This is a genomic window from Enterococcus camelliae (genome assembly GCF_042685105.1).
Lineage (GTDB): Bacteria > Bacillota > Bacilli > Lactobacillales > Enterococcaceae > Enterococcus_G > Enterococcus_G camelliae.
Window position 1 is genome coordinate 81,078 of sequence record NZ_JBHUMO010000056.1, and the last position, 25,934, is coordinate 107,011.

The following is a 25,934-nucleotide window of genomic DNA, read 5'->3' on the forward strand; positions in this document are numbered from 1 at the left end:
CCAAATACGATCACATTCGTTTTTGGGATATCTTCATCTTCGGACAGAAAAATTTCACCAAGCCTTTTTGGTGAGAAAGTAAGTAACGATAGGGACACTTGTGGTATACTTACAGAGAATGATTTTGAAAATGATAGAGGAGGAAGCTCACTCATGGCTGAGAAAGAAACATTTTATATAACAACACCAATTTATTATCCAAGTGGAAAATTACATATTGGCAATTCTTATACAACTATTGCTTGTGATGCTGTTGCACGCTACAAACGGTTGATGGGATTTGACGTTTTTTATTTAACAGGTGTTGATGAACACGGACAAAAAATTGAAAAAAAAGCAGAAGAACTTGGTGTGGCACCAAAAGAATATGTGGATAAGATGGCCGCAGATGTTCAAAAACTTTGGAAAACATTGGATATTAGTTATGATAAATTTATTCGCACAACAGATGAGTACCATCAAGTAGCGGTGAAAAAGATTTTTCAACAGTTATTAGATCAAGGGGATATTTATCTTGGTGAGTATGAAGGCTGGTATTCAATCTCTGATGAGGAATATTTTACTGAAACGCAATTGGCGGAAGTCTATCAGGACGAAGATGGGAAAGTGATTGGTGGGAAAGCACCAAGTGGACATGAAGTAGAATTGGTGAAAGAAGAGTCCTACTTTTTCCGTATGAGCAAATATGCTGATCGTTTATTGGCTTACTATGAAGAACATCCTCAATTCATCCAGCCAGAATCACGAAAAAATGAAATGATTAACAATTTCATTAAGCCGGGTTTGGAAGATTTAGCAGTATCTCGGACAACTTTCTCCTGGGGGATTAAAGTGGATGCCAATCCGAAACACATTGTGTATGTTTGGATTGATGCCTTATCAAACTATATTTCCGCATTGGGCTATGGATCAGCTGACGATCAATTGTTTAAAAAATACTGGCCAGCTGACGTTCAGATGGTTGGAAAAGAAATTGTTCGTTTCCATACTATTTATTGGCCAATTATGTTAATGGCTTTAGGGCTGCCGTTACCAAAAGAAGTGTTCGGTCATGGCTGGCTATTAATGAAAGATGGCAAAATGTCAAAATCAAAGGGCAATGTCGTTTATCCAGAAATGCTTGTAGAACGCTACGGGTTAGATGCCTTACGTTACTATTTATTGCGTGCTGTACCATTTGGAAGTGACGGTGTCTTCACACCAGAGGATTTTGTTGCTAGAGTGAATTATGATTTGGCCAATGACTTAGGTAATTTGTTAAATCGAACCATTGCGATGATTAATAAATATTGTGGAGGGTTTGTACCAAGCTATCAATCAAAAGTGACTCCGTTTGATAGTGAACTCTCGACAACCGCTGCCAACGTAATTGGCCGTTATCGTGAAGCAATGGATAATATGGAATTTTCAACAGCTCTATCCGAAGTGTGGACATTGATTTCACGGGCCAATAAATATATTGATGAAACACAACCTTGGATCTTGGCTAAAGATGAAACGAAAAAAGCGGAATTGGATAGCGTTATGATTCATTTGGCGGAATCATTGCGGATAGCCGCACTGTTGTTACAACCAGTGATGACAGAAACACCAAGCAAAATTTTTGAACAGTTAGGGTTAACACAACGTTCGACCAATTTAACTGATTTACGATTCGGTGAATTTCCTGAAGAAACCAAGGTGATTGAAAAAGGCACACCCATTTTCCCACGGTTAGATATGGAAGAGGAAATCGCCTATATTCAAGCGAAGATGTCAGAGGGAACACAGCCTGTTACTGAGACGGTGAATTGGCAACCAGAAGAGACAATTTTACATTCAACCAAAGAGAAACAAATCAAATACGATGATTTTGATAAAGTTGAATTAAAAGTAGCCGAAGTGGTGGATTGTCAAAAAGTGGAGGGAGCAGATAAACTGCTACAATTTCGATTGGATGCAGGTGATTCAAGTAATCGCCAAATTTTATCAGGCATTGCAGACTTTTATCCGACACCAAGTAAGCTCATCGGCAAAAAAGTGGTCATCGTGGCAAACTTAAAACCGCGAAAAATGCGTGGCTTAATCAGCCAAGGCATGATTCTTTCTGCAGAAGATGCGGAAGGCAATCTTCAAATTGTTGAGGCACCAAAAGGCATGCCAAACGGAGCCAGCATTGCTTAAGTTAGTATGACACACGTTTGATTGTTGAGATGGACAAATAGAAAAGAACCAATGACGCCACCAGATGCCTCTTACCCGAGCATGCGTGATTGGTTCTTTTTTAGAATCCAAGGAATTGTGGATAGAATGTGTTCTTTACTTGAAATTTGATAGAAAGGAATTGTTTTCTGATTGTTTTTCTTGTATACTTTTCTTTGTAATAGTTTTGTTCATAGGGGAGTAATCGGCAGCAAATGCTGTGGCAACATCACCAACAAGAAAGAAATTTCTGGTGTTGCCTTAATTGGTGAGACTTATGTATGTTGTACTGCACGCATACACAGGTCTATTTTTTTTAACTTTGAGCGACTTGTGTAAAAGATACTAAGGGGGAAAATCATGTCAGAATTAAGTGAAAAGAAACAGCAACAAACTGAGCCTTTTTACGCAAAAAGCGCAGAGGAGACACTTACTGCGTTGCACTCTCAAGCGGAAGGCCTATCAGATCAAGAGGCAGCTGCTCGTCTGGAACAATATGGACCAAATGAATTGGAAGCTGGGAAAAAGACCACCATCTTGCAAAAATTTTTAGAGCAGTTTAAAGACTTGATGATCATCGTGTTGTTAGTCGCTGCCATTATTTCCGCGGTTGTTTCTCATGAGGCAGTCGATGCCGCGATTATTCTAGCAGTTGTCATTATTAATGCCATTATGGGAGTTGTGCAAGAGTCTAAAGCGGAACAAGCGATTGAAGCGTTACGCGAGATGTCTACCCCTAATGCGAATATTCTTCGTTCAGGCCACTCAAAAAGTGTTAGCAGTCATGAGTTGGTTCCTGGGGATATTGTGCTATTAGAAGCCGGCGATGTTGTGCCCGCTGATATGCGTTTGTTAGAAATTAGTTCATTAAAAATTGAAGAGGCGGCATTGACCGGTGAATCCGTTCCTGTGGAAAAAGATTTAACTGTTTTAGAGGGAACCGATATTGGCATTGGAGACCGCGTAAACATGGCCTATTCCAACAGCAATGTAACCTATGGCCGAGGAAAAGGGGTCGTTGTTAACACCGGAATGAATACTGAAGTGGGCAAGATTGCCGGCATGCTAGCCAATGCCGATGAAACGGAAACACCGTTGAAGCGCAACTTGAATCAACTAGGAAAGTTTTTGACCATTGCAATCATTATTATTGCGGTCGTAATGTTCTTTGTCGGTACCTTGATTAACAATCAATCATGGGTAGATATGTTATTAACTTCTATCTCATTAGCTGTTGCGGCTATTCCAGAAGGATTACCAGCCATTGTAACCATTATTTTAGCCTTAGGTACACAAGTCATGGCCAAACGCAATGCGATGATTCGAAAGTTGCCAGCAGTTGAAACATTAGGCGCAACCGACATCATTTGTTCTGATAAAACAGGGACATTGACATTAAATCAAATGACAGTTGAAAAACTCTACTTTGATGGTACGCAGTTTGCTGCCGATGAGGAAATTGCTAAAGATAATTTAGCCATTAAGTTGATGAATTATGCCAATGACACGAAGTTTAGTAAAGAAGGCGATCTGATTGGGGACCCTACTGAAACGGCATTGGTTCAATTTGGTTTAGATAAAGGCTTTGATGTTCGCCAAGAAGGCAAAGCCGAACCACGTGTAGCAGATTTGCCATTTGACTCTGATCGAAAATTGATGAGTACCATTCATCAATTGGCAGATGGCACGTTCTTGGTGGCCGTAAAAGGAGCCCCAGATGTTCTAATTAACCGATCGACAAAAATATATCAAGGAGGAAAAGAAATTTCCCTTGATGAAACACAAAAAACGGCCATTCTAGAAAATAATAAAAATATGGCACAACAAGCTCTACGGGTACTAGGTGTTGCTTACAAAATTATGCCAACGTTGCCAGACGAACGCACCTCAGAAGTCATTGAAAATCAATTGGTCTTTACGGGCTTAATTGGGATGATTGACCCAGAACGTTCCGAAGCAGCGGAAGCAGTTCGTGTGGCGAAAGAGGCGGGTATTCGTCCAATTATGATTACTGGGGACCATCGTGATACGGCGGAAGCCATTGCTGGACGATTGGGAATCATTAAACCTGGTGATGATGATGCCGTGTTAACTGGAGCGGAATTAAATAATCTATCAGAAGCAGAATTTGCCAATAAGGTAACGCAATATTCGGTTTATGCGCGTGTTTCACCTGAACACAAAGTACGTATTGTAAAAGCATGGCAAAATGCTGGTAAAGTCGTAGCGATGACCGGTGATGGAGTCAATGATGCACCAGCATTGAAACAAGCTGATATTGGTGTTGGTATGGGAATTACGGGTACTGAAGTGTCAAAAGGTGCCTCAGATATGGTCCTTGCTGATGACAATTTTGCGACAATCGTCGTGGCCGTTGAAGAAGGACGCAAGGTATTCTCCAATATCCAAAAAGCCATTCAATATTTAATGGCCGCAAACTTAGGGGAAGTATTAACACTCTTTATTGCCACGATTCTTGCTTGGGATACCTTGCTGCCTATTCATTTATTGTGGATTAACCTTGTAACAGATACCTTCCCAGCCATTGCATTAGGAATGGAACCTGCTGAAAAGAACCTAATGGCACACAAACCTCGTGGAAAAAAATCAAACTTCTTTTCCGGTGGGGTATTGAGTAGTATTATTTATCAAGGGATTTTGGAGGCCGCAACCGTGTTATTTGTTTACTGGTCAGCCATCCAATGGCCAGCACACACTGCGGACAATATGATTGGTTTGTCGGCGGCACAATTATACGACCTACAACATGGCGATGCATTAACAATGGCTTTCGCTACTTTAGGGTTAATGCAATTGTTCCACGCGTTCAATGTGAAATCTGTTCACCAGTCCTTGTTTAAAGTAGGTTTCTTTAAAAATAAAGCATTCAACTATGCGATTCTTTTATCCTTTGTCATGATGATGATTATTATCGTTGTACCAGGATTGAATGATATTTTCCGAGTGACTCATTTAGATACGTATCAATGGGGAATCGTATTAGGATCTTCATTCGCGATTATTCCTGTAGTTGAAATTGTCAAAGCCATTCAAAGGGCTATGGGCAAAGAGTAAAAATGAATTGCCATTTTAGTGATGGGTAAGCCAACTTGTTCGTTGCTTCCCATCACTTTTTTGTTGGAACGCGATTTTTCAGTTCAACCAGTAGTGCTATCTTTGGGAGAGTCAACTTGGCGAAATGATGAAAACAAGGTAAAATAGAGAAAAACGGAAGAGGAGAACAGAGATGAAACGACCAGATTTAGGCTATTATTTATCGATGATTAATTCGATTGTGACCGATACGGAACAAACCGGAACCCAATTGAACGATGCTTTTGAAGAGGTGAAAGGTGCAATTGAACGAAAAGAGATTGCTTCGTTTGATGATGCCCGTCGCATGGAAATAGTAGAATTGTTTCAAACGGGGACAGATAAGTATCGCCTAATGTTAGAACAAATCAGTAAATTACAGCCACCAGCCCGTATTTTAGGAAACCATAAAAAATTTGAGCACGCCTATAAAAGTTATGTGGCAGGTTGTGAAGAAATGATTCTTAGTTTAGAGGATGGTATCGATGTAGCAGCATTTTACGCAGCAGAAGAAAAACAAGATCAAGCCACTGATGCAATCGCCGCAGCAATCCAAAAGATGACCCAAGTAATGGTAAAATAATCAGAAGAAACCAAGAAAAATTTAATCTAACTATTAGAAGATTTTCAAGATTGAATACGAGAGTTACGGTAAAATAATTACATAACCAACAATAACCTTTTTATTTTTCAGTAACTCCCTAACCAAGAGTTACTACTCCTTTTTCCGCTAGGCCTAACCAACCTAGTGGTTTTTTTTGTGCCTTGATACATAAGGGGTTCTAGCCACTTTATCAAATAATTGATGTTGGCCAAAAAGAGTAGCAAAAATAAAAAGGTCTGTGCATTTGTCCGTGCATTGGGTTAAAACCCAACAAAATTGGCAAACTTTGAAGCTGTTTTTTTTTCTCTTCAGGCATGACATGAGAGTAAATTTCTAATGTGATGGTTATATTTTTATGGCCTAACCGTTCACTCACTTCTTTCTTGTCTATTTTTTTGATTTTTTTCTAGGCAATGCAATCAACATGGTCGTTTTGAGATTGGCTTTGCCAATTAGCTTTTGGTTGAACTTTTTCTTTTTAATTCGTTTGTTCAATCAATCTCCTCTCCTCTCTTCTTGTTTATTGAGTAGTGCTGAAAAATTCGTCATGAAAAAAGCTACCTGTGCGGGTAGCTTTTTTCGTTGATAAACTAATTTTCAACATTTTGAACATAATCTTCAAAATATTGTAAAAGGTCGTGTTTGAAAGCTTGGTACTCTTCTTCTGTATAGGTTTTGTTTTCCACTTTGACATTGAAAAATGGCAAAGATAATTCTTCTCTAAGTCTTTCTAATACTTCATCTGAATTCATAGCAATTCCTCCTAAATCATGTTGAAAGAAGTGGATAACGTTTCGAAAGCTGTCTGCATTTCGGCCATTCGTTTGGATAATGAAAGAAAGTCATCTTGGTCATGAAACAAAATTTGTTTCAATTCAAAGTAAAATTGATCAAAAGCGTTCACGAAATCTTCAACCTCGGTGGTTTGCAATTCAGGGAATGTATCGCAACGAACGTAGGATTTTTCCGCAATTGCATAGATTTCCGCAGTTGTCAAAATAGCTAGATCGCTATCAAAACGCCGATTAGCAATTAATTCACTAACGGCATGGGACTTATTTAAGATATTGGAAAAGTCTTTTAAAATGAGCTCTTTTGGGGTCTTGCTAAACATGGTGAACACTTCCTCTCTTCACTTAGGCTTTTTTCTGAGTAACACAGACACATTCTGGCGCAACGACATCATTTTGAACAACGGTGAGTTTTCCACTTTTGGCATCACGTGAAAATAAAACGAGATTATCTGAATCTTGGTGAGCACAAAGTAAAAAATCTTCTGATTGATTGAAATTGAAGTCGCGAGGAATTTCACCGTTGGAAGGAACAATTTCAACTAAGGATAATTGACCGTCCACATGGATTTGATAAACTGCTAATGAATTGTGGCCACGGTTTGAAGCATAGACAAATTGTCCATCTTTTGTAACCCGTACAGCCGCTCCTCCATTAAAAGCTTGGTAATCTGCGGGCAAAGTTGAAATCTTTTGTTGTTTGGTGAATGTCCCCGTTTCTTGATGATATGCTAGGGTTGTTAAGGTACTGTCTAGTTCTCCAAAAAGATACGCAATGCGACCATTCGGATGAAAAGCAAGATGGCGAGGACCAGTTCCTGGTTCTGCTTGATAGCGAGCGACGAGGGTTAAGGTACCTTGTTCACTCACGTCATAAGTATAAACAGAGTCTGTTCCTAAATCGCAAACGGCCAGTCGATAATCAGGAGTTAAGTCGGCATAGTGAACGTGGGCATGATTTTGATTTTCATGTGGTCCCAATGGTTCTTCGTGAACAATACGATCGGCGAGCGTCAAGGTGCCATCGTGTTCAATTTTATAAACAGTAACTTCTCCCTTGTGGTAATTTGCACCATAGACAAGCTGACGTGTTTCATCAACAGCGACGTAACAAGGAGCTGCCCCTTCTTCTGCGACGATATTTAAACGAGACCCATCTGGCGAATAGGCTGCTACACCACCATTGCCATTGTTTGCGGACACGGTGTAAACAACGCCGTTTAAGCTTTGGGCTAAATAAGTTGGCCCACTTTCAGCAATCATTACTTGTACCTCTGAGAGTGTACTGGTTTCGGTATCGAGTTGCACTGTATAGATGCCTTTGCTACTTTTTTTTGTGTAAGTTCCTAATAAAAATGTTTCTTGCATTGAAACGCCTCCTACATCGCTAAGTTGCTTTTATTGTATCATATAACCAACCACAAACAATCTGAAAAAGAGATATGGTATACTCAAATAAGAGACACATGGAAAGTTTGGAGGGGTTTCATTGGAAGAAAAAAAACAACCACAAGTGAAGCGCGTTGCTTCTTGGTTTTGGAAATGGTTTTTAAATAATCAAGTGGTCACAGGCTTATTGATTGTTCTACTATTATTATTGATTGTCTTTTTATTTACCAAGGTTTCCTACTTGTTGACGCCTGTTTGGCAGTTTTTGTCTATTGTCGGACTGCCTGTTGTTTTGGCGGGGATTTTGTATTATTTAATGAATCCAGCGGTTGACTTTCTAGAAAAGAAAGGAATTAAGCGCATTTATAGTATTATCGGATTATTTTTATTAGTTATTGGGTTACTTGTTTGGGGAGTCGTCGTAATTATTCCAGAAATTCGTGATCAAACCATTAGCTTTGTCAATCATTTTCCGTCCTATGTGACCGCTGCAGAGAAGGTAATGAATGATTTGTTCTCTGATCCGGTCTTTCATCAGTTTCAAGCACAATTAGCGTCTTCAAGCGAAAAATTGATGACTTCTTTAACCGATATCATTAAAAATGTATCAAAAACCACATTTCAAAATATTGGTAACTTCTTTGGCGCGATTGCCACTGTTTTCGTTGCAGTGATTACGATGCCGTTTATTTTGTTCTATTTATTAAAAGATGGCAAAAAGCTAGCACCTTATCTAGTCAATTTCTTGCCTACAAAAATGCGCCAACCTACATTGCGGGTCTTAACAGAAATGAATCAGCAAGTTTCTTCCTACATTCGGGGACAATTGACTGTTGCCTTTGCTGTAGCGGTAATGTTTATGATTGGTTTTTCAGTGATTGGCTTAGAGTATTCCATTACACTTGGAATTGTCGCAGGCGTCTTAAATCTTATTCCCTATTTGGGTTCATTTTTAGCGATGATTCCAGCCATTTTCTTGGGAATTGTTGGTGGACCAATTCTACTCTTGAAGGTCATCATTGTTTTTGCAGTCGAGCAGACCTTGGAAGGGCGATTCGTCTCCCCACTGGTATTAGGAAGTCAGCTATCGATTCATCCCATTACTATTTTGTTTGTGCTTCTTACATCAGGAAAACTTTTTGGACTAGTGGGTGTTATACTAGGAATTCCTGTTTATGCAGCTGCTAAAGTCATTATTACGAATATTTTTGAATGGTACAAAGAAGTCTCAGGTTTGTATGAAAAACCAATCGATGAGATTGAGAAAAAATAATCAGAGAAACTTGCTTTTTTCTAGGGAATCAAGTAAAGTATGAATGTGTGAAAAACACAGGCCTGTCACTTGGTTTTGCGAATCACCAACGTATTACTCAGTCACAGGGAAATAATTCGAAGAGGTGAAAAGGAAATGGCAATTTCAAAAGAACGTAAAAACGAAATCATCAAAGCTTATGCTCGTCGCGAAGGGGATACTGGTTCTCCAGAAGTCCAAATCGCTGTTTTAACAGAAGAAATCAATACATTAAACGCGCATATTCGTGAACACAAAAAAGATCATCATTCACAACGTGGACTAATGAAAAAAGTTGGTCACCGTCGTAACTTATTGGCTTACCTACGTAATACTGATGTAACACGTTACCGTGACTTGATTCAATCTTTAGGCTTACGTCGTTAATCAAACCATTGAGGAAAGTGAGGTTCAAGCGAATCTCACTTTTTTGCTATGGTGGTCTTGTCAGGGTGAGACAAGTCGAATCAATTAAACAAAGACTGTGATAGTCGGCAAGGCTTACTACTAACCAAATGAAAGAATAAAAGATTCTTTTGTGTTTTCATTTGTTTAGTAGCAGTCGAGACGCACAGCAGAAAAGGAGAATTTATGACAAAGCAAGTATTTAGTACAACTTGGGGAGGTCGTCCCTTATCAGTAGAAATTGGGCAATTAGCCAAACAAGCCAATGGCGCGGTCTTGGTTCGCTATGGTGATACCGTCGTCTTAAGTGCAGCTGTTGCATCGAAGGAAGCAAAAGATACAGACTTTTTCCCATTAACCATTAACTATGAAGAAAAAATGTATGCAGTTGGGAAAATCCCAGGTGGCTTTATCAAACGTGAAGGCCGTCCAAGTACAGATGCAACATTAACAGCCCGTTTGATTGACCGTCCTATTCGACCAATGTTTGCTGATGGTTTCCGTAATGAAGTACAAGTGACAAACATTGTTATGAGTGTTGAGCAAGATTGTTCTCCAGCTATGGCAGCGATGCTTGGTTCCTCATTAGCACTATCCATTTCAGATATTCCATTTGATGGCCCAATTGCGGGAGTAGAAGTGGGGCGCGTTAATGGAGAATATGTATTGAATCCAAGTGTTGAACAACATGGATTATCAGATATTCAATTAACCGTTGCAGGTACGTCACAAGCGATTAACATGGTTGAATCAGGTGCCAAAGAAGCTTCTGAAGCTGACATGTTGGGTGCATTACTCTTTGGTCATGCAGCGATCCAAGAATTGGTTGCATTCCAAGAAGAAGTCGTTCGCGCGGTTGGAAAACCGAAAATGGCCATTACACTATTACAAGTCGATGAACAAGTAAAAACAGCCATTTATGATGACTATTATCCAAAAATGAAGATGGCTGTTATGACAGAAGAAAAATTGGCACGTGAAGACGAAATTGCCAAAGTCAAAGAAATTGTCAAAGAAGACTATGCAGAAAAGGCGCTTGCATTACCAGAAGAAGAAGCCGGCAAATTGACAAAAGAAGTGAAACAAATCGCCGAAGATTTAGAAAAAGACGTGGTTCGTGAATTGATTACCATTGACAAAATCCGCCCAGACGGTCGTCAATTAGATGAAATTCGACCATTGTCCTCAGAGGTTGGCTTGTTACCAAGAGTGCATGGTTCTGGTTTGTTTACGCGTGGACAAACCCAAGCGTTGTCAGCATGTACGTTGGCACCATTAGGGGAACACCAAATTATTGATGGGTTGGGAGTCGAAGAATCCAAACGCTTTATCCACCATTATAATTTCCCACAATTTTCCGTTGGTTCAACTGGTCGTGCGGGCTCACCAGGTCGCCGTGAAATTGGGCATGGAGCATTAGGAGAACGTGCGTTAGCCCAAATTATTCCAGATGAAACAGATTTCCCTTACACGATTCGTTTAGTAGCAGAAGTGTTAGAATCTAATGGGTCTTCTTCTCAAGCCAGTATTTGTGCAGGCACATTAGCTTTGATGGACGCAGGTGTTCCAATTAAAGCACCAGTGGCTGGGATTGCGATGGGGCTTGTATCCGATGGTGAGAACTATACGATCTTGACTGATATTCAAGGGCTAGAAGATCATCTAGGGGATATGGACTTTAAAGTAGCAGGGACCAAAGACGGTATTACTGCTCTACAAATGGATATCAAAATTCAAGGAATTACCGAACAAATTTTGCGCGAAGCTTTGGCACAAGCGAAGAAAGCACGTATGGAAATTCTAGCAGAACTGACTGCAACGATTGCAGAACCACGTGCAGAGTTAAGCCAATACGCACCGAAAATTGAGATGATTCAAATTGATCCAGCCAAAATCAAAGATGTCATCGGAAAAGGTGGCGACACAATCAATGGTATCATTGAGGAAACAGGCGTGAAAATTGATATTGATCAAGATGGAAAAGTCTCCATTGCTTCAGCCGATGCAGAGATGATTCAAAAAGCCATCAAGATTATCGAAGATTTGACCAAAGAAGTCAAAGTGGGCGAAGTGTATTTAGGAAAAGTTGTCCGTATTGAAAAATTTGGAGCGTTTGTCAACTTGATTAAAGGCAAAGATGGTTTGGTTCATATTTCACAGTTAGCAAACGAACGCGTGGCAAATGTGGAAGATGTGGTGAAACTTGGCGATGAAATCTTAGTCAAAGTCACTGAAATTGATAAACAAGGTCGAGTTAACTTATCTCGTAAGGCGATGCTTACGGATGAGAAAAAAGACGAAAAAAAATAAGCGAAACCAACGTGAAGAAGATGCGAGCTTAGTGATAGGCCCACATCTTCTTTTTTGGGAAAGTCATGTTATACTAAAATCAAAAATGTCCAAGGAGGAAAAAGATGCGCGCATTGCTATCGATTGATTATACAAATGATTTTGTGGCTTCAGATGGAAAATTAACGACTGGCCAAGCAGGACAAGGAATCGAACAAGCACTTGTTGAGACGACAAAGGAATTTTTAGCAAATGGCGACTTTGTTGTTTTTGCGATTGATTGCCACGATAGCACAGATCACTATCACCCAGAAAACAAATTGTTTCCCCCACATAATTTAGTAGGCACAAGTGGCCGTCAATTATACGGTCAACTTGAAAAAATCTACGAAGAACATCACACCTTGCCGACAGTCTATTGGCTAGACAAACGTCATTATTCGGCTTTTAGCGGAACGGATTTAGACATTCGCTTGCGAGAGCGGGGCATTGTTGATTTGTATTTAACGGGAGTGTGTACCGATATTTGTGTCTTGCATACGGCAGTGGATGCCTATAATTTAGGTTACAAGCTCCATATCGTCAAAGATGCAGTAGCTAGTTTTGATCCAGATGGACATGCGTGGGCACTGCGTCATTTTGAACAATCATTAGGGGCAAGTATTGAATAAAGAAGGACAAAAGCAGAACGCAGTCGATAATAAAAGCTATCAAGCCAAACAAAAAAACGTGACAGTCAACGTCACGTTTTTTTGTGCTATTCACATAGAATCGATACCCATGCGTTGAAGCAACAAGGTTTCCGCCTTTTTTTGACCGGCACCAATGAGCAAGCAAAGCAACCAATAAAGAATGCCGACAAGAATATACATGCTGAAAAAATCAAATTGTCGTCCGCCAACAATCTTGGCAAGTTGAAAAATATCTGGAACCGAAATCATGGCGGTCAAAGAGGTTCCCTTAAGAACATCCATCGCGACATTTCCTAATGCTGGGACTGCGGTGACAAACGCCTGTGGAAAAATCACTTGGCGCATCAATTGATAATAGGAAAACCCAAGGGCATATCCCGCATCGCGTTGCCCAACATCTACTCCTGCCAAAGCGCCCCGGTAGATTTCCGTTAAAAATGCACTCGATGAAAGCGAAAAGCTAAGACAGCTTGCTTGGATGGCGGTTAGTTGGACCGGCATGCCAAAATAAAACAAAAACAAGAGCACAATCATTGGGATGCCTCGTAAAAAAGAAACATAAAAGCGAATGAACCAACGAATCGGTGCGATTGCCCGTTCCAAAAGGAGTGTACAGGCGATGGCGATAATATTCCCAATGACAAAACTAATCAGAGCAATTCCCAAAGTGTAGGGAATCCCCCTCAATATATAGGGTAACGATTGCCAGATTAACTGGAAATCAATGGTCGGCAAATAAAGAGTGGGTGTCATTGTTTGTCCACATCAAATGTTTTTTCAATTTTTTCAGTTGGTTTTTGGGTAACATCGGCATAATAATATGTTTCGGAGATTTTTTTCAATGTCCCATCTTTTTCCATGTCAGCTAACGCTTGATTGAGTTTCTTTTCAAGTGTAGTGCTTGTTTTTTTCATTAGGAAACCAGAAGAGGAAAGATTGAAATACATATCTGGTAAAATTTTAACGGGGACATCGGGTAACGCAGCTGTCGCCATTTTTTGCAAATAATAATCATTTAAAATCACATCGGTCCGTCCATTGGCCACATCTGTTAAATATTGGTCATTGGTGGCATTGTCATAACTCACCAAGGTAGCGCCCATCGATTCGGCAATTTTCATATAATTCGTGGTTGCTTCTCCGGCTGCTTTTTTGCCTTTTAAATCAGCAAATGAATGGATGCCTGAGTCGTCGCTTTTCCGGACAATCATGCTGCCGAAAGACCATTTGATTGGAGAACTTAGCGTGAACTTTTTGGCACGTGTTTTGTTAATGGACATATCATTGGCAATTAGATCAGCGGAGCCATTTTGCACAGCAGCCAATTGACCATCGACATTATACTCGACCGTTTTGACTTTTAAATCTAAGCGTTTGGCAACTTCCTTTATCACATCAATATCGTAGCCAACCAGTTGATTGTTGTCATTATAGTATGATGCAGGGAATAAGGTGCCTGAGGTGGCCACCGTTAGCGTGTTATTTTTTTTAATTTTTTCCCAATTTGTATCCGATGAAGTCGTAGAAGAAGATTTTGTTGTAGAACCACAACCGACGAAAATAAATAATGAAAACAGTACAGAAAATGAAACAAATAAACGTTTTTTCATGCTGAAACCTCTTTCTTTTTTAGATAACAATTAAAATCTAAATTTTTTCTTAAGAAAAGTCAAGCCAAATGCATGAGAAAAAGATGAATTAAGAAAAAGCGTAAATTGGCTGGAATCCGATTGAGGCGAACACGCGAGCATGATAAAATAAAGAAAGTATGAAAGAAAGAGGCAAAATCAATGAAATGGATGCAACGATTTCAAGTGTTTATGCGCGGTAGATACGGAAGCATGGATGAACTCAATAAGGTGGTACTCTCAATTGCAGTGGTCTGCATTCTTTTAAGTGCGTTCTCATGGTTAAGTGCCTTAAAATGGGTCGGCTATGTTTTGTTTATTTATACGTACTTTCGTTTTTTCTCCAAACGCATTTACATCCGCAGCAATGAAAACAAAAAATTTCTGGCACGTACCAAAGGCTTGCGTACGTTTTTTCAATTAAAAAAACAAGCACATGAGCAACGGAAACAGTTCGTTTACTTCCGTTGTCCAAATTGTAAACAATCCATCCGCGCTCCGAAAGGTCGTGGCAAAATCAAGGTGACATGTTCGAAATGTCATCACCAATTTATCAAAAAAGTATAACTAGGAGTTATAACATGAGGAAGAGAATCAAAAGGTTTGTTGGGGGACTGTTCATTGGTTTCATCGGTTGTGCTGTCCTACATTTACCGCTCATAGATGCAGATGAAGCAATCGAAACAAACCTCGCGATTCAAGCGAAGGCTGCCATTGCAATCGATAGTGAGTCGGGCAAAATTTTCTATGAGCAAGATGCCACAACACCACACTACATTGCCTCAACAACGAAACTGCTTAGCATGTATCTCATTTACCATCAACTCCATACTGGAAAACTCAACATGGATGAGCAAGTGACAATATCCGCGACTACCTCGGCATTAAGTCAAGATTGGCAATTATCAAATGTGCTGCTTTATGAAGGACAGAATTACTCGGTGAAGCAGTTGATTGAAGCAGGCTTTTTGGAATCAGCGAATGCGGCGGTGGTGGCCCTAGCTGAAAAAGTGGCAGGCAGCGAGGTGGCCTTTGTTGATCAAATGAGGGAACAGCTCCAAGCTTGGGGAATCACCGATGGAACGATTGTGAATAGTACGGGTTTGAACAATGCCTTTTTAGGGGCGGGGCGTTATCCTGGATCGGGTGAACAAGAGGAAAATCAATTATCAGCCAAAGACCTTGCCATTGTTGCACGGCACCTAATCCAAGAATTTCCAGAAATTCTTCAAATGACGAACCAAACACAAGCCATCTTCACAGAACCAACAGGTGAAAATTTGCTTTTAACCAATACTAATCAAATGCTTACTGGCATGCCCGTGGCGACGGAAGGAGTCGACGGATTAAAGACAGGCACAACGGATTTAGCGGGTGCATGCTTTGTTGGCACAGTGAAACGTGGGGATACACGGTTGATCACGATTGTGTTAAATGCGGACAATGGAACAGAACAAACGACCACACGTTTTACCGAAACGGCTCGGCTGATGGAGTGGGTATATGCACAATGGCATCGTCAGACACTAGATGTGACCACACTTGCTATTCCGAAGCAACATACGGTGTTGGTAAAGGAAGGCAAACAGCAAGTAGCAACAATTGGTTTGGATAAAACGGTGACTGTATGGCTACAAAAGGGAATGAATGCCGCAAATCTCACCATTAAGCCAACTTTTGTCAATGGAACCGAGGTGAACGCCCCAGTACAAACGGGGAAAAAACTAGGGACAGCTACGATTAGTCTAACGCAAGATTCACTGGGATATTTGGAACAGAAGGAACAACCACAAGCAGCAATTGTCACTAAAGAATCGGTCAATAAGGCCAATGTGTTCGTTTTAACCTGGCGTAAAGTCAAACAATTCTTTTCATAAGAATCATTCTTATCTATCAAAGAAGCCAATTTGGACTTCTTTGATTTTTTTTGTCAGAAAATAGGGAAAAAAGTGCTTTTTTCAATTCTGTTATTTGAACTTCATTATCAATTAGTCTAAAATGATAGGGAATAGAAAAGCCATTGGAGGGAATAACATGTCAGTGTTAGAGATTAAAGACTTACACGTTTCAATCGAAGAAAAAGAAATCCTCAAAGGGGTGAATCTGACCTTAAACACAGGTGAAATTCATGCCATCATGGGACCAAATGGAACAGGAAAATCGACGTTATCCGCGGCTATTATGGGAAACCCAAACTATGAAGTGACGCAAGGTGAAATTTTATTGGATGGGCAAAATATTTTAGAGTTAGAAGTGGATGAGCGTGCACGGTTAGGCTTATTCTTGGCTATGCAATACCCTAGTGAAATTCCAGGAATCACCAATGCCGAATTTATGCGGGCGGCTATCAATGCCAAACGTGGAGAAGAAGACAAAATTTCCGTTATGGATTTCTTGAAAAAATTAGATGAAAAAATGGAATTATTGAATATGCCAGAAGAAATGGCGGAACGTTATTTGAACGAAGGCTTTTCCGGTGGTGAAAAGAAACGAAATGAAATCCTGCAACTGTTAATGTTGGAACCAACATTTGCCATTTTGGATGAAATTGACTCTGGACTAGATATTGATGCCCTAAAAGTAGTGTCCAAAGGGGTGAATGAAATGCGCGGTCAAAATTTTGGCGCATTAATTATTACCCACTACCAACGACTACTAAACTATATCACGCCAGATGTTGTCCATATCATGATGGATGGTCGAGTGGTACTAACTGGTGATGCCGACTTAGCACGACGATTAGAAGCAGAAGGATATGCTGGCATCAGCCATGAATTAGGTATCGAATACAAAGAAGAAGAAGCATAGAAGGAGGGGCAAGCGGATGAAAAATGAGTTAGTTGAGTATCTTGACGCTGTCAATGTTTTTTCAGCTACAAAAGAAGAGCCTTCTTGGATGGCAACATTGCGGCAACAAGCACTTACAGAAGTGGATACATTGCCTTTGCCTCGTATCGAACGCGTCCGATTTGATCGTTGGCCATTGTTCCATATTACCGAAGCCGGATTATCTGGCGAAGTGGTAGTGGATGGAAGCGTGCCGGCATTTGATAAAATGAAAAGCAACCCCACGATTGTTCAACAAGATGATTTGACGTTATTTGAACAACTTCCTCAACAATTGATTGATCAAGGCGTCATTTTAACGGACCTGTTTTCAGCAATGAACGAGTATCCAGAATTAGTTGAGTCCTACTACATGACCAAAGCTGTACCAGTGAATGAAGACAAAATGACTGCTGCTCATGCGGCCTTTATGAACAGTGGCATTTTTCTTTACGTTCCCAAAAATGTAGTAATCGAAGAACCTATTGAGGCATTATTCTATCAAAATAGTGCATCAGACGCACATTTCTTTAAACACGTGCTGATCGTGGCTGAAGAACATAGTGAATTTAGTTACCTTGAACGGTTTCGTACCATTGGTGAAGGATCTGAGAAGGTATCAGCCAATATTGTGGTTGAGGTGATTGCCAAAAATGGTGCAAAAGTGAAATTTTCAGCGATTGATCAGCTAGGGGAACATCTTTCTACGTATATGAACCGTCGCGGGTATATTATGCGTGATGCCTCCGTTGATTGGGCATTAGGTGTGCTCAATGATGGCAATGTGATCGCCGACTTTGACTCTGATTTGGTGGGTGAAGGATCTCATGCAGAATTAAAGGCGGTGGCCATTAGCGCCGGTCGCCAAACACAAGCAATCGATACACGTGTCACCAATAAAGCACCTTATTCGATTGGTCATATTTTGCAACATGGGGTGATTCGTGAACGTGGAACGCTTACGTTCAATGGTATTGGACATATCATTAAAGGAGCCAAGGGGGCAGATGCCCAACAAGAAAGCCGCGTTCTCATGCTTTCAGACCAAGCTCGAGGCGATGCCAATCCAATTCTACTAATTGATGAAAATGAAGTCACAGCCGGACATGCTGCCAGTGTCGGTCGAGTGGATCCAGAAGAAATGTATTATTTGCTTAGCCGTGGATTACACAAGGAAGAAGCGGAACGTTTAGTGATTCGTGGGTTCCTTGGATCGGTATTAACGGCCATTCCAGTCAAAGAAGTGCAAAAGGAACTGATTGAAGTAATTGAAGGGAAGCTGTAAGAATGATTGATGCACGTACCATTCGAAAAGATTTTCCCATATTGGATCAACAAGTGAATGATGAGCCGTTAGTGTATTTAGATAATGCCGCTACCACTCAGAAACCACAAGCGGTCTTAGATGCGTTGAATGATTACTATCACAAAGACAATGCTAACGTTCATCGTGGCGTGCATACCTTGGCTGAACGCGCAACGCATACTTACGAAGCAGCACGAGAAAAGGTTCGTGCCTTTATCCATGCCAACAAAACAGCCGAAGTTTTGTTCACACGTGGGACAACCACAAGTTTAAACTGGGTGGCTCGAAGCTATGGGGATGCGTTTGTCAAGGAAGGCGATGAAATTGTGATTTCCTATATGGAACACCATTCCAACATTGTTCCTTGGCAACAATTAGCAATTCGAAAAAAAGCAACGTTGAAATATATCTCCTTAACCGCTGAAGGAACGTTAGATCTGGAAGATGCGCGTAGACAGATAACCGATAAAACCGCGATTGTCTCTCTTGCTCACGCGTCCAATGTATTGGGAGTTTTAAATCCGATTAAAGAACTTGCTTCCTTGGCACATCAACATGGCGCCATCATGGTTGTCGATGGCGCGCAGGCAACTCCGCATATGGCGATTGATGTCCAGGATTTGGATTGTGATTTTTATGCTTTTAGTGGGCATAAAATGTGTGCACCAACCGGAATAGGAGTATTATATGGCAAACGACCTTTATTAGAACAAATGGAGCCCATTGAATTTGGTGGCGAAATGATTGATTTTGTCTATTTACAAGAAAGCACATGGTCTGAACTGCCTTGGAAATTCGAAGCAGGAACGCCCAATATCGCTGGGGCAATCGGTCTTGGCGCGGCGATTGACTACTTGTCTGAATTAGGCATGAATCACATTCATCACTATGAAGCCCAACTAGTCCAATATGTACTACCTAAACTACAAGCAATTGAAGGCTTGACCATTTATGGACCATCTGATCCCTTGCAACGGACAGGAGTGATTGCGTTTAATTTAGAAGGAATCCATCCGCACGACGTCGCAACTGCTTTAGACATGGAGGGCATTGCGGTTCGAGCAGGTCACCATTGTGCACAGCCATTACTTAGTTACTTAACGGTTCCTGCAACCGCACGGGCAAGTTTTTATTTTTACAATACTGAAGCCGACTGTGATCGGCTCGTGGAAGCCATCAAGGCAACAAAGGAGTTTTTCCAACATGGCACTATCTAAACTAGATAATTTGTATCGCCAAGTCATTTTAGACCATTCAAGTCATCCCCATCATCATGGGACATTAAAAGATTCTAATCAACACATTGAGATGAACAATCCCACTTGTGGGGATGTCATCCATCTTGAATTGAAAGTGGTCGATCACGTCATTGAAGCGATTGCTTTTTCAGGAAGTGGTTGTTCAATTAGTACTGCCAGTGCGTCGATGATGACCGATGCCATTATCGGTAAAACGACTGACGAAGCAGAAGCATTGATTGAACTGTTTTCTCAAATGGTCCAAGGTGAAAATCCGGATCATACGCAATCATTGGGCGATGCGGCGATGCTCAGTGGTGTTGCGAAATTTCCCGCCCGAATCAAGTGTGCAACACTCGGTTGGAAAGCATTAGGAAAAGCCCTCGCTAATCCAGAATCGGGAATTGGTGAAAGTGGCTACATTCATAATATAGAAGAGGAGTGAGAAACATGGCAGTACCTGAATTAGAAGAATACAAATATGGTTTTCACGACGACGTACAACCTATTTTTAGTACTGGTAAAGGGTTGACGGAGGAAATTGTCCGCGAAATCTCGCAAGTCAAGGGTGAGCCAGAATGGATGCTCGATTTTCGTTTAAAATCGTTGGACGTTTTCAATAAAATGCCAATGCAAAAATGGGGTCCAGATTTATCAGACATTGATTTCGATGCAATTAAATATTACCAAAAACCAAGTGATAAACCTGCTCGTGATTGGGATGATGTTCCTGAAAAAATCAAGGATACCTTTGAGAAAATCGGGATACCAGAAGCAGAACGTGCGTATTTAGCAGGCGCCTCTGCGCAATATGAATCCGAAGTGGTTTACCACAACATGAAAGAAGAATTTGAGAAATTAGGAATTGTCTTTACGGACACAGACTCGGCCTTAAAAGAGTATCCAGAATTATTCAAGCAATACTTCTCAAAATTAGTCCCACCAACTGACAACAAATTGGCTGCACTGAACTCAGCTGTCTGGTCAGGTGGAACCTTCATTTATGTACCAAAAGGGGTTCGGGTAGATGTCCCATTACAAACATATTTCCGTATTAATGCGGAAAACACTGGTCAATTTGAACGGACACTAATCATTGTTGATGAAGGTGCTAGCGTGCATTACGTCGAAGGATGTACAGCACCAACCTATTCAAGCAATAGTCTACATGCAGCCATTGTTGAAATTTTCACCTTAAAAGATGCTTACTGCCGTTACACCACCATCCAAAACTGGTCAGATAACGTATACAACCTTGTAACCAAGCGTGCCCGAGCAGAGCAAGGCGCAACCGTTGAATGGATTGACGGAAACTTAGGTGCAAAAACAACCATGAAATACCCAAGTGTCTACCTAGAAGGTGAAGGTGCACGTGGTACAATGCTTTCAATTGCTTTTGCCGGTGCCAACCAAATTCAAGATACTGGTGCAAAAATGATTCATAATGCACCCAATACTTCCAGCTCTATCGTCTCAAAATCAATTTCTAAAGACGGTGGCGAAGTAAATTACCGCGGACAAGTTGCCTTTAATAAGAAAAGTGCAGGCTCAATGTCCCATATTGAATGTGATACGATCATAATGGATGAATTATCCAAATCTGATACCATCCCATTCAATGAAATTCACAATAGCCAAGTGTCACTTGAACACGAAGCAAAAGTATCGAAAATCTCTGAAGAACAATTGTATTACCTGATGAGCCGTGGACTCAGTGAATCTGAAGCAACTGAAATGATTGTCATGGGATTCGTTGAACCATTTACCAAAGAATTACCAATGGAATACGCAGTTGAACTGAATCGTTTGATCAGTTATGAAATGGAAGGTAGCGTGGGCTAGTTTCTATATAAAAGCTCTAAACGTTGTTAAATCAGCGCTTAGAGCTTTTTCGTTTTGTCAAAAATTATTTTGGATACGCTTTTGGGTACGTTTGAGTTACATTCCCATGAATTTAGCAAATCGATCCCCAGTTTCTTTGATAGATTGTGGTGTGACGTGAGCATAGATATTCATAGTTGTTTTTATATCTTTATGCCCTAAACATTCTTGAACTTCTTTGATAGAAGCACCACTTTCAAATAGCAAACTACAATGAGTATGCCTAAATCCATGAGGGGTAATTTGTAAATCCATTGGCGATTTTTTGTAAATCCAATTTAACCAGTCATTTACAGCCTGAGGGTAATACAAATTATTATCTTTGGTTGTGAAAACAAATTGTTCAGGTGAATTAGTAGTTCACATCACGTATACTAGATAAAAACAAGTGGGAGGAAATGACGATGACTTCAGTAATGTGGTTTCGTAAAGATTTACGACTTTCAGATAATAAAGCACTAGCAAAAGCTTGTGAGGAATCAGAGGAATTGATTTTATTTTTTCAATTAAATCCAGAACAATTTATCGAAGGCAGTCCTAACCATCAGGCCTTTTTTTCAAGTGTAGCGTATCTAAAAAAACAAATCGATCAACATCGCCACTTGCATGTTCATTTTGGAAATCCTAAAGATTCATTTAAAGAACTATTGAAGGCTGTGCCAGAAATTACAGATATTTATTTTAATACTGATGAAACGGGATATGGTGCTACTCGTGATCAAGAAATGCGTACTTTTTTTAAAGAACAAAAGATCCAAGTCCACGAATTTATGGATGGGTATCTGCATGGAGCAAGAGAAATTACACGAAATGGTAACTATTACAAAGTCTATACACCGTACTATAAAAAATGGATCGAGCAAGTGAAGGAAAGTCCAATCGAAGTGAATTTAAGCAAAACGACAGTAAAAAGTCAGCTGATTTTTGAAAAAGAAGAAGCGCGATTCAAGACGTTTTGTGAGCAATTACCTGTGCTTGACGATCAGCCTTTAGGTGAAGCCTATGCAATAGAACGACTGAAGAAATTTGTCAAAGAAGATCTTAAAGTATATGATCAAAAGCGCGATATTCCTGAAGCAGATCAAACCAGTCGCTTGTCTCGTCACTTGCGTACCGGTGAAATTTCGATTCGTACAGTTTGGCAAGCAGTTCAAAAGGCACCGAATTCGACCGGTAAAACGACATTCGAAAAAGAATTGTGCTGGCGTGATTTTTACCACATGATCTACGTAGCTTTTCCAAAACAAAAAGAAGAAAGTATCCAAGAAAATTATCGATATGTCGAATGGGAAAATAAACGAGCTGACTTTAAAAAATGGCAAGCTGGTCAAACGGGGTTTCCAATCGTGGATGCGGCGATGCGTCAGTTGAATGAAACCGGCTGGATGCACAATCGTTTGCGGATGATCACAGCTTCTTTTTTAACTAAGGATCTTTTAATCGATTGGCGCTGGGGTGAAAAGTATTTTCAGCAGATGCTAGTTGACTATGATCCGGCAAGCAATATTGGCGGCTGGCAATGGGCGGCTTCGACAGGTACCGATGCAGTTCCTTATTTTCGAATTTTCAATCCGACTACGCAATCCGAAAAATTTGATCCAAAAGGAGACTTTATTCGAACGTTTGTACCAGAGTTAAAAGCAATACCAAATAAATTTATCCATCAACCTGAAAAAATGACCGAAGCACAACAAAAAGAATATGGGATTCAGTTAGGTGAAACGTATCCGTTGCCGATAGTGGACCATAAAGAACAACGTAAAAGAGCACTTGCAAAGTATGAATTTAGTAAAGAAAGAGCACAAGAATAGTATTGCGAAAGGACTTACAGTACTGTAAGTCTTTTCTTTTTGTTCACTTCTTGACTTCAAAAAATAGTTCGATTAGAATAATAAATAAGAAGTGACGAAATGTCACTTTTGAGGGAGCGAGTAAAATGCCAACACAAACTTTTTATAATTTAGCCGATGAAAAACGTATGTTGATTGAAGGAAGCTTAATCGATTTGTTCAATGAATTCCATATTAGTCAAGTCAAAGTAGCGCAAGTCGTAGAAACGACTGGAATCTCACGAGCAGCGTTTTATAAATACTTTGTCAATCTAGAAGATGCTCATCGGTATATTGTCCAAAAATTTGCCAATCAGATCCATCATGATATTTTAGATGCAGTCATGGCGACACCAGAAGACATATTCTTTGGTTTGAAAGAATATTTGATAACAAGTCTGACGCTCGATCGTTTGAGCCAAGAATTCAAAGGATTACACTTATTGCTTAAAGGAGAGACGACGACTTTATATAAGCGCACAACAGTCGACGAGAGTAAACAATTCATCGGTCAGTGGATGCGTTTATTAAAACAAAACCAATTTAACATCGAGACGAAAGAAGAAGCACATGCGTTTTTATTCTTTTTAATGGATCTGGTGACAGATTCCATCACTTCAGCGCTCGTCAATGAATGGACTGAAGATGAACTAGTAGCTGATTTTGATTTTCGAACACAATGGTTAATTAAAGGCTTAAGATAAAATTGGAGGGATAAATGATGTTTTTAGCTTTAAACGAAATTCGACATTCAAAACTACGATAGAGTTTAGTGATCGGTGTGATGTTTCTGATTGCTTACTTGGTCTTCTTTTTAACAGGCCTATCTTATGGGTTAGCGCAAGAATTTCAAATGTCGATTGATAAATGGCAAGCCGATAATGTTATTTTAACAAGTATTTCAAATGATAATTTAAATATGTCGATGATTACGCAAAAAGAATTCGATGCTATTAAAGCAAGTGATAAAGCAGGCTTAGTTCAAAAACCAGGTATTTTGGTCAAAGGTAATGATCAAGATGATAAGGTAAACGTTACGTTTTTTGGAATCGACAAAGAGCAGTTTATTGCGCCAAATATTATTGAAGGGAAAATGTTTAGCGAAAAGAATGAAACAGTGGCCGATGAAAGTGTGAAAAAACAATATAACATCAAACTGGGGGATATAGTCAGTGTAGCTGGGACAGATGAAAAAAGTAAAAATCGTTGGATTTACAGATAAAGCAAGTTACTCTGCCTCACCTGTTCTTTATGTATCGTATGCCACAACGACCGATTTAGGTGGTGCACCCACTAAAAATAACGAACAAATATATAATGCAGTTGTGACCAGAGGGACTGTCAAAGATCTACCAAAAGGTTTAGAAAAATTAACGATCGCAACATTTATTAATAAACTGCCAGGATACAACGCACAAGTATTAACATTTAGCTTTATGATTGGCTTTTTAGTCGTGATTGCTGCTGTCGTGATTGGGATTTTCGTGTATGTACTTACGATGCAAAAAATCAATATCTTTGGTGTGATGAAAGCTCAAGGGATCTCAAGTGCCTATATCGCACGCTCCGTAATTGCCCAAATGTTCTTTTTAGCTGTCGTAGGAGTCGTTGTCGGGTTGCTTGCAACACTAGGTTCTGCATTGTTATTGCCTCAAGCCGTACCATTCCAAGTGAATACGATGTTCTTTGTAGGTATTAGTGTCTTGATGGTGGTCATTGCGATCTTAGGTGCCGTGTTCTCAGTACGCACGATCGTGAAAATCGACCCGTTGAAAGCCATTGGATAAGGAGGAGATTAGATGAAAGCTATTGAATTAAAAAATGTAACCAAATATTTTAAAGACGGCGACGAAACGATCGAAGCCTTGAAACCCACTAATTTTTCGGTTGAAAAAGGCGAGTTTGTTGCAATCATCGGTCCTTCTGGTTCGGGAAAAAGTACCTTTTTAACGATCACTGGAGGCTTGCAATCACCTTCTGAAGGAGAAGTATTGATCAACGGACAACCATTTAGTGATAAAAAAGAAAAGGAACGTGCTAAATTACGATTTGATGAAATTGGTTTTATCTTACAAGCATCAAATCTCGTTCCATTTTTGACGGTCAAACAACAAATGAAGCTTGTGGATAAAGTGACACGGGCAAAATCTAAAATCGATGTTGAACAGTTATTCGAACAATTAGGCGTAGCAAAATTAAAAAATAAATATCCAGAAGAATTATCTGGAGGAGAGCGTCAACGAATCGCGATTATCCGAGCGCTTTACAATGATCCAACGATTATTTTAGCCGATGAACCAACTGCGAGTTTAGATACAGAGAAATCGTATGAAGTGGTTAAAATTTTAGCAAAAGAAACAAAAGAAAAAAATAAAGCAACGATTATGGTTACACATGATATTCGTTTAGTTGATTTTTGTGATAAAGTATACGTGATGAAAGATGGCGTATTGACACAAAAAGATCATGTAAAAGCCGAGGAAGTTTAGGG

At 40.0% G+C, this 25,934-nt stretch carries 22 protein-coding genes and 2 pseudogenes; 18 read left to right on the forward strand and 6 right to left on the reverse strand.

Annotated elements, in window-relative coordinates; genetic code table 11:
• Positions 1-153: 153 nt before the first annotated feature.
• From metG to ACFSR0_RS09405, 3 genes are all read left to right on the forward strand, one after another.
• The gene (gene metG, locus ACFSR0_RS09395; protein ID WP_379982179.1) at positions 154-2,163 is read left to right on the forward strand and encodes a methionine--tRNA ligase; all 2,010 of its coding nucleotides are present in this window, start codon (positions 154-156) and stop codon (positions 2,161-2,163) included.
• 378 nt (positions 2,164-2,541) lie between these two features.
• On the forward strand, positions 2,542-5,256 hold the full coding sequence (locus ACFSR0_RS09400; RefSeq protein WP_379982181.1) for a cation-translocating P-type ATPase: 2,715 nt from the start codon (positions 2,542-2,544) through the stop codon (positions 5,254-5,256).
• Positions 5,257-5,428: 172 nt separating this feature from the next.
• The gene (locus ACFSR0_RS09405; protein WP_379982183.1) at positions 5,429-5,857 is read left to right on the forward strand and encodes a hypothetical protein; all 429 of its coding nucleotides are present in this window, start codon (positions 5,429-5,431) and stop codon (positions 5,855-5,857) included.
• Between the two features lie 611 nt (positions 5,858-6,468).
• On the opposite strand, the gene ACFSR0_RS09410 is transcribed toward ACFSR0_RS09405, so the two are convergent.
• Genes ACFSR0_RS09410 through ACFSR0_RS09420 form a run of 3 tightly spaced genes read right to left on the reverse strand, consistent with a single transcriptional unit; the run spans position 6,469 to position 8,037 of the window.
• Positions 6,469-6,630 carry a hypothetical protein gene (locus tag ACFSR0_RS09410; protein WP_379982185.1) on the reverse strand — a complete coding sequence of 54 codons (162 nt, stop codon included), beginning with the start codon at positions 6,628-6,630 and terminating at the stop codon, positions 6,469-6,471.
• A gap of 11 nt (positions 6,631-6,641) precedes the next feature.
• A complete protein-coding gene (locus ACFSR0_RS09415) occupies positions 6,642-6,992 on the reverse strand; it encodes a hypothetical protein (RefSeq protein ID WP_379982187.1) in 351 nt (116 codons plus the stop codon).
• A gap of 22 nt (positions 6,993-7,014) precedes the next feature.
• Positions 7,015-8,037 carry a lactonase family protein gene (locus tag ACFSR0_RS09420; protein ID WP_379982189.1) on the reverse strand — a complete coding sequence of 341 codons (1,023 nt, stop codon included), beginning with the start codon at positions 8,035-8,037 and terminating at the stop codon, positions 7,015-7,017.
• Between the two features lie 121 nt (positions 8,038-8,158).
• Between ACFSR0_RS09420 and ACFSR0_RS09425 the strand changes: the two genes are divergently transcribed.
• The 4 genes from ACFSR0_RS09425 to ACFSR0_RS09440 all read left to right on the forward strand — a co-directional run bounded on the left by ACFSR0_RS09425 (position 8,159) and on the right by ACFSR0_RS09440 (position 12,714).
• Entirely contained in the window at positions 8,159-9,331 is a 1,173-nt protein-coding gene (locus ACFSR0_RS09425) for an AI-2E family transporter (protein ID WP_379982191.1), read from the forward strand.
• Positions 9,332-9,466: 135 nt separating this feature from the next.
• Positions 9,467-9,736, forward strand: a complete 270-nt coding sequence (gene rpsO, locus ACFSR0_RS09430; protein WP_379982193.1) for a 30S ribosomal protein S15 — start codon at positions 9,467-9,469, stop codon at positions 9,734-9,736.
• A 204-nt stretch (positions 9,737-9,940) separates the two neighbouring features.
• Positions 9,941-12,064 carry a polyribonucleotide nucleotidyltransferase gene (pnp, locus tag ACFSR0_RS09435; RefSeq protein WP_379982195.1) on the forward strand — a complete coding sequence of 708 codons (2,124 nt, stop codon included), beginning with the start codon at positions 9,941-9,943 and terminating at the stop codon, positions 12,062-12,064.
• Positions 12,065-12,168: 104 nt separating this feature from the next.
• Positions 12,169-12,714: a cysteine hydrolase family protein gene (locus tag ACFSR0_RS09440; RefSeq protein ID WP_379982197.1), complete on the forward strand. Its 546-nt coding sequence runs from the start codon at positions 12,169-12,171 to the stop codon at positions 12,712-12,714.
• A gap of 90 nt (positions 12,715-12,804) precedes the next feature.
• On the opposite strand, the gene ACFSR0_RS09445 is transcribed toward ACFSR0_RS09440, so the two are convergent.
• Together ACFSR0_RS09445 and ACFSR0_RS09450 are read right to left on the reverse strand one after the other, a co-directional pair.
• Positions 12,805-13,488 (reverse strand): amino acid ABC transporter permease, encoded by a 684-nt coding sequence (locus tag ACFSR0_RS09445; RefSeq protein WP_379982199.1) that lies wholly within the window; start codon positions 13,486-13,488, stop codon positions 12,805-12,807.
• A complete protein-coding gene (locus tag ACFSR0_RS09450; protein ID WP_379982201.1) occupies positions 13,485-14,345 on the reverse strand; it encodes a transporter substrate-binding domain-containing protein in 861 nt (286 codons plus the stop codon). Before ACFSR0_RS09450 ends, ACFSR0_RS09445 begins: the two co-directional genes overlap by 4 nt.
• Positions 14,346-14,525: 180 nt before the next feature.
• Here ACFSR0_RS09450 and ACFSR0_RS09455 point away from each other — a divergent pair, with 180 nt between their 5' ends.
• From ACFSR0_RS09455 to sufB, 7 genes are all read left to right on the forward strand, one after another.
• The gene (locus ACFSR0_RS09455; RefSeq protein WP_379982203.1) at positions 14,526-14,930 is read left to right on the forward strand and encodes a hypothetical protein; all 405 of its coding nucleotides are present in this window, start codon (positions 14,526-14,528) and stop codon (positions 14,928-14,930) included.
• Positions 14,931-14,944: 14 nt separating this feature from the next.
• Entirely contained in the window at positions 14,945-16,240 is a 1,296-nt protein-coding gene (locus ACFSR0_RS09460) for a serine hydrolase (RefSeq protein WP_379982205.1), read from the forward strand.
• A gap of 157 nt (positions 16,241-16,397) precedes the next feature.
• Positions 16,398-17,171, forward strand: a complete 774-nt coding sequence (gene sufC / locus ACFSR0_RS09465; RefSeq protein ID WP_379982207.1) for a Fe-S cluster assembly ATPase SufC — start codon at positions 16,398-16,400, stop codon at positions 17,169-17,171.
• Between the two features lie 16 nt (positions 17,172-17,187).
• Positions 17,188-18,474, forward strand: a complete 1,287-nt coding sequence (sufD, locus tag ACFSR0_RS09470) for a Fe-S cluster assembly protein SufD (protein WP_379982209.1) — start codon at positions 17,188-17,190, stop codon at positions 18,472-18,474.
• Positions 18,475-18,476: 2 nt separating this feature from the next.
• On the forward strand, positions 18,477-19,712 hold the full coding sequence (locus ACFSR0_RS09475) for a cysteine desulfurase (RefSeq protein WP_379982211.1): 1,236 nt from the start codon (positions 18,477-18,479) through the stop codon (positions 19,710-19,712).
• Positions 19,699-20,178, forward strand: coding sequence for a Fe-S cluster assembly sulfur transfer protein SufU (sufU, locus tag ACFSR0_RS09480; RefSeq protein WP_379982213.1), 480 nt, complete (start codon positions 19,699-19,701; stop codon positions 20,176-20,178). Before ACFSR0_RS09475 ends, sufU begins: the two co-directional genes overlap by 14 nt.
• Before the next feature lie 5 nt (positions 20,179-20,183).
• On the forward strand, positions 20,184-21,575 hold the full coding sequence (gene sufB, locus ACFSR0_RS09485) for a Fe-S cluster assembly protein SufB (RefSeq protein WP_379982215.1): 1,392 nt from the start codon (positions 20,184-20,186) through the stop codon (positions 21,573-21,575).
• 96 nt (positions 21,576-21,671) lie between these two features.
• Here the strand turns inward: sufB and ACFSR0_RS09490 are convergent.
• Positions 21,672-21,971, reverse strand: a pseudogene (locus ACFSR0_RS09490) (tyrosine-type recombinase/integrase); the annotation flags it as partial.
• 47 nt (positions 21,972-22,018) lie between these two features.
• Between ACFSR0_RS09490 and ACFSR0_RS09495 the strand changes: the two are divergent.
• The 4 genes and pseudogenes from ACFSR0_RS09495 to ACFSR0_RS09510 all read left to right on the forward strand — a co-directional run bounded on the left by ACFSR0_RS09495 (position 22,019) and on the right by ACFSR0_RS09510 (position 25,932).
• Positions 22,019-23,425 (forward strand): cryptochrome/photolyase family protein, encoded by a 1,407-nt coding sequence (locus tag ACFSR0_RS09495; protein WP_379982217.1) that lies wholly within the window; start codon positions 22,019-22,021, stop codon positions 23,423-23,425.
• Positions 23,426-23,550: 125 nt separating this feature from the next.
• Positions 23,551-24,147, forward strand: a complete 597-nt coding sequence (locus ACFSR0_RS09500) for a TetR/AcrR family transcriptional regulator (protein ID WP_379982219.1) — start codon at positions 23,551-23,553, stop codon at positions 24,145-24,147.
• 68 nt (positions 24,148-24,215) lie between these two features.
• Positions 24,216-25,230: pseudogene (locus tag ACFSR0_RS09505) on the forward strand (ABC transporter permease).
• Between the two features lie 12 nt (positions 25,231-25,242).
• Complete coding sequence (locus tag ACFSR0_RS09510; RefSeq protein WP_137614765.1) at positions 25,243-25,932, forward strand: ABC transporter ATP-binding protein; 690 nt, start codon at positions 25,243-25,245, stop codon at positions 25,930-25,932.
• Positions 25,933-25,934 lie beyond the last annotated feature (2 nt).

Excerpts from the sequence above, each read along its gene's own strand:
- metG (WP_379982179.1), top strand. The coding sequence starts at position 154 with ATGGCTGAGAAAGAAACATTTTATATAACAACACCAATTTATTATCCA.
- ACFSR0_RS09400 (WP_379982181.1), top strand. The coding sequence starts at position 2,542 with ATGTCAGAATTAAGTGAAAAGAAACAGCAACAAACTGAGCCTTTTTAC.
- ACFSR0_RS09405 (WP_379982183.1), top strand. The coding sequence starts at position 5,429 with ATGAAACGACCAGATTTAGGCTATTATTTATCGATGATTAATTCGATT.
- ACFSR0_RS09410 (WP_379982185.1), bottom strand. The coding sequence starts at position 6,630 with ATGAATTCAGATGAAGTATTAGAAAGACTTAGAGAAGAATTATCTTTG.
- ACFSR0_RS09415 (WP_379982187.1), bottom strand. The coding sequence starts at position 6,992 with ATGTTTAGCAAGACCCCAAAAGAGCTCATTTTAAAAGACTTTTCCAAT.
- ACFSR0_RS09420 (WP_379982189.1), bottom strand. The coding sequence starts at position 8,037 with ATGCAAGAAACATTTTTATTAGGAACTTACACAAAAAAAAGTAGCAAA.
- rpsO (WP_379982193.1), top strand. The coding sequence starts at position 9,467 with ATGGCAATTTCAAAAGAACGTAAAAACGAAATCATCAAAGCTTATGCT.
- pnp (WP_379982195.1), top strand. The coding sequence starts at position 9,941 with ATGACAAAGCAAGTATTTAGTACAACTTGGGGAGGTCGTCCCTTATCA.
- ACFSR0_RS09440 (WP_379982197.1), top strand. The coding sequence starts at position 12,169 with ATGCGCGCATTGCTATCGATTGATTATACAAATGATTTTGTGGCTTCA.
- ACFSR0_RS09445 (WP_379982199.1), bottom strand. The coding sequence starts at position 13,488 with ATGACACCCACTCTTTATTTGCCGACCATTGATTTCCAGTTAATCTGG.
- ACFSR0_RS09450 (WP_379982201.1), bottom strand. The coding sequence starts at position 14,345 with ATGAAAAAACGTTTATTTGTTTCATTTTCTGTACTGTTTTCATTATTT.
- ACFSR0_RS09455 (WP_379982203.1), top strand. The coding sequence starts at position 14,526 with ATGAAATGGATGCAACGATTTCAAGTGTTTATGCGCGGTAGATACGGA.
- ACFSR0_RS09460 (WP_379982205.1), top strand. The coding sequence starts at position 14,945 with ATGAGGAAGAGAATCAAAAGGTTTGTTGGGGGACTGTTCATTGGTTTC.
- sufC (WP_379982207.1), top strand. The coding sequence starts at position 16,398 with ATGTCAGTGTTAGAGATTAAAGACTTACACGTTTCAATCGAAGAAAAA.
- sufD (WP_379982209.1), top strand. The coding sequence starts at position 17,188 with ATGAAAAATGAGTTAGTTGAGTATCTTGACGCTGTCAATGTTTTTTCA.
- ACFSR0_RS09475 (WP_379982211.1), top strand. The coding sequence starts at position 18,477 with ATGATTGATGCACGTACCATTCGAAAAGATTTTCCCATATTGGATCAA.
- sufU (WP_379982213.1), top strand. The coding sequence starts at position 19,699 with ATGGCACTATCTAAACTAGATAATTTGTATCGCCAAGTCATTTTAGAC.
- sufB (WP_379982215.1), top strand. The coding sequence starts at position 20,184 with ATGGCAGTACCTGAATTAGAAGAATACAAATATGGTTTTCACGACGAC.
- ACFSR0_RS09495 (WP_379982217.1), top strand. The coding sequence starts at position 22,019 with ATGACTTCAGTAATGTGGTTTCGTAAAGATTTACGACTTTCAGATAAT.
- ACFSR0_RS09500 (WP_379982219.1), top strand. The coding sequence starts at position 23,551 with ATGCCAACACAAACTTTTTATAATTTAGCCGATGAAAAACGTATGTTG.
- ACFSR0_RS09510 (WP_137614765.1), top strand. The coding sequence starts at position 25,243 with ATGAAAGCTATTGAATTAAAAAATGTAACCAAATATTTTAAAGACGGC.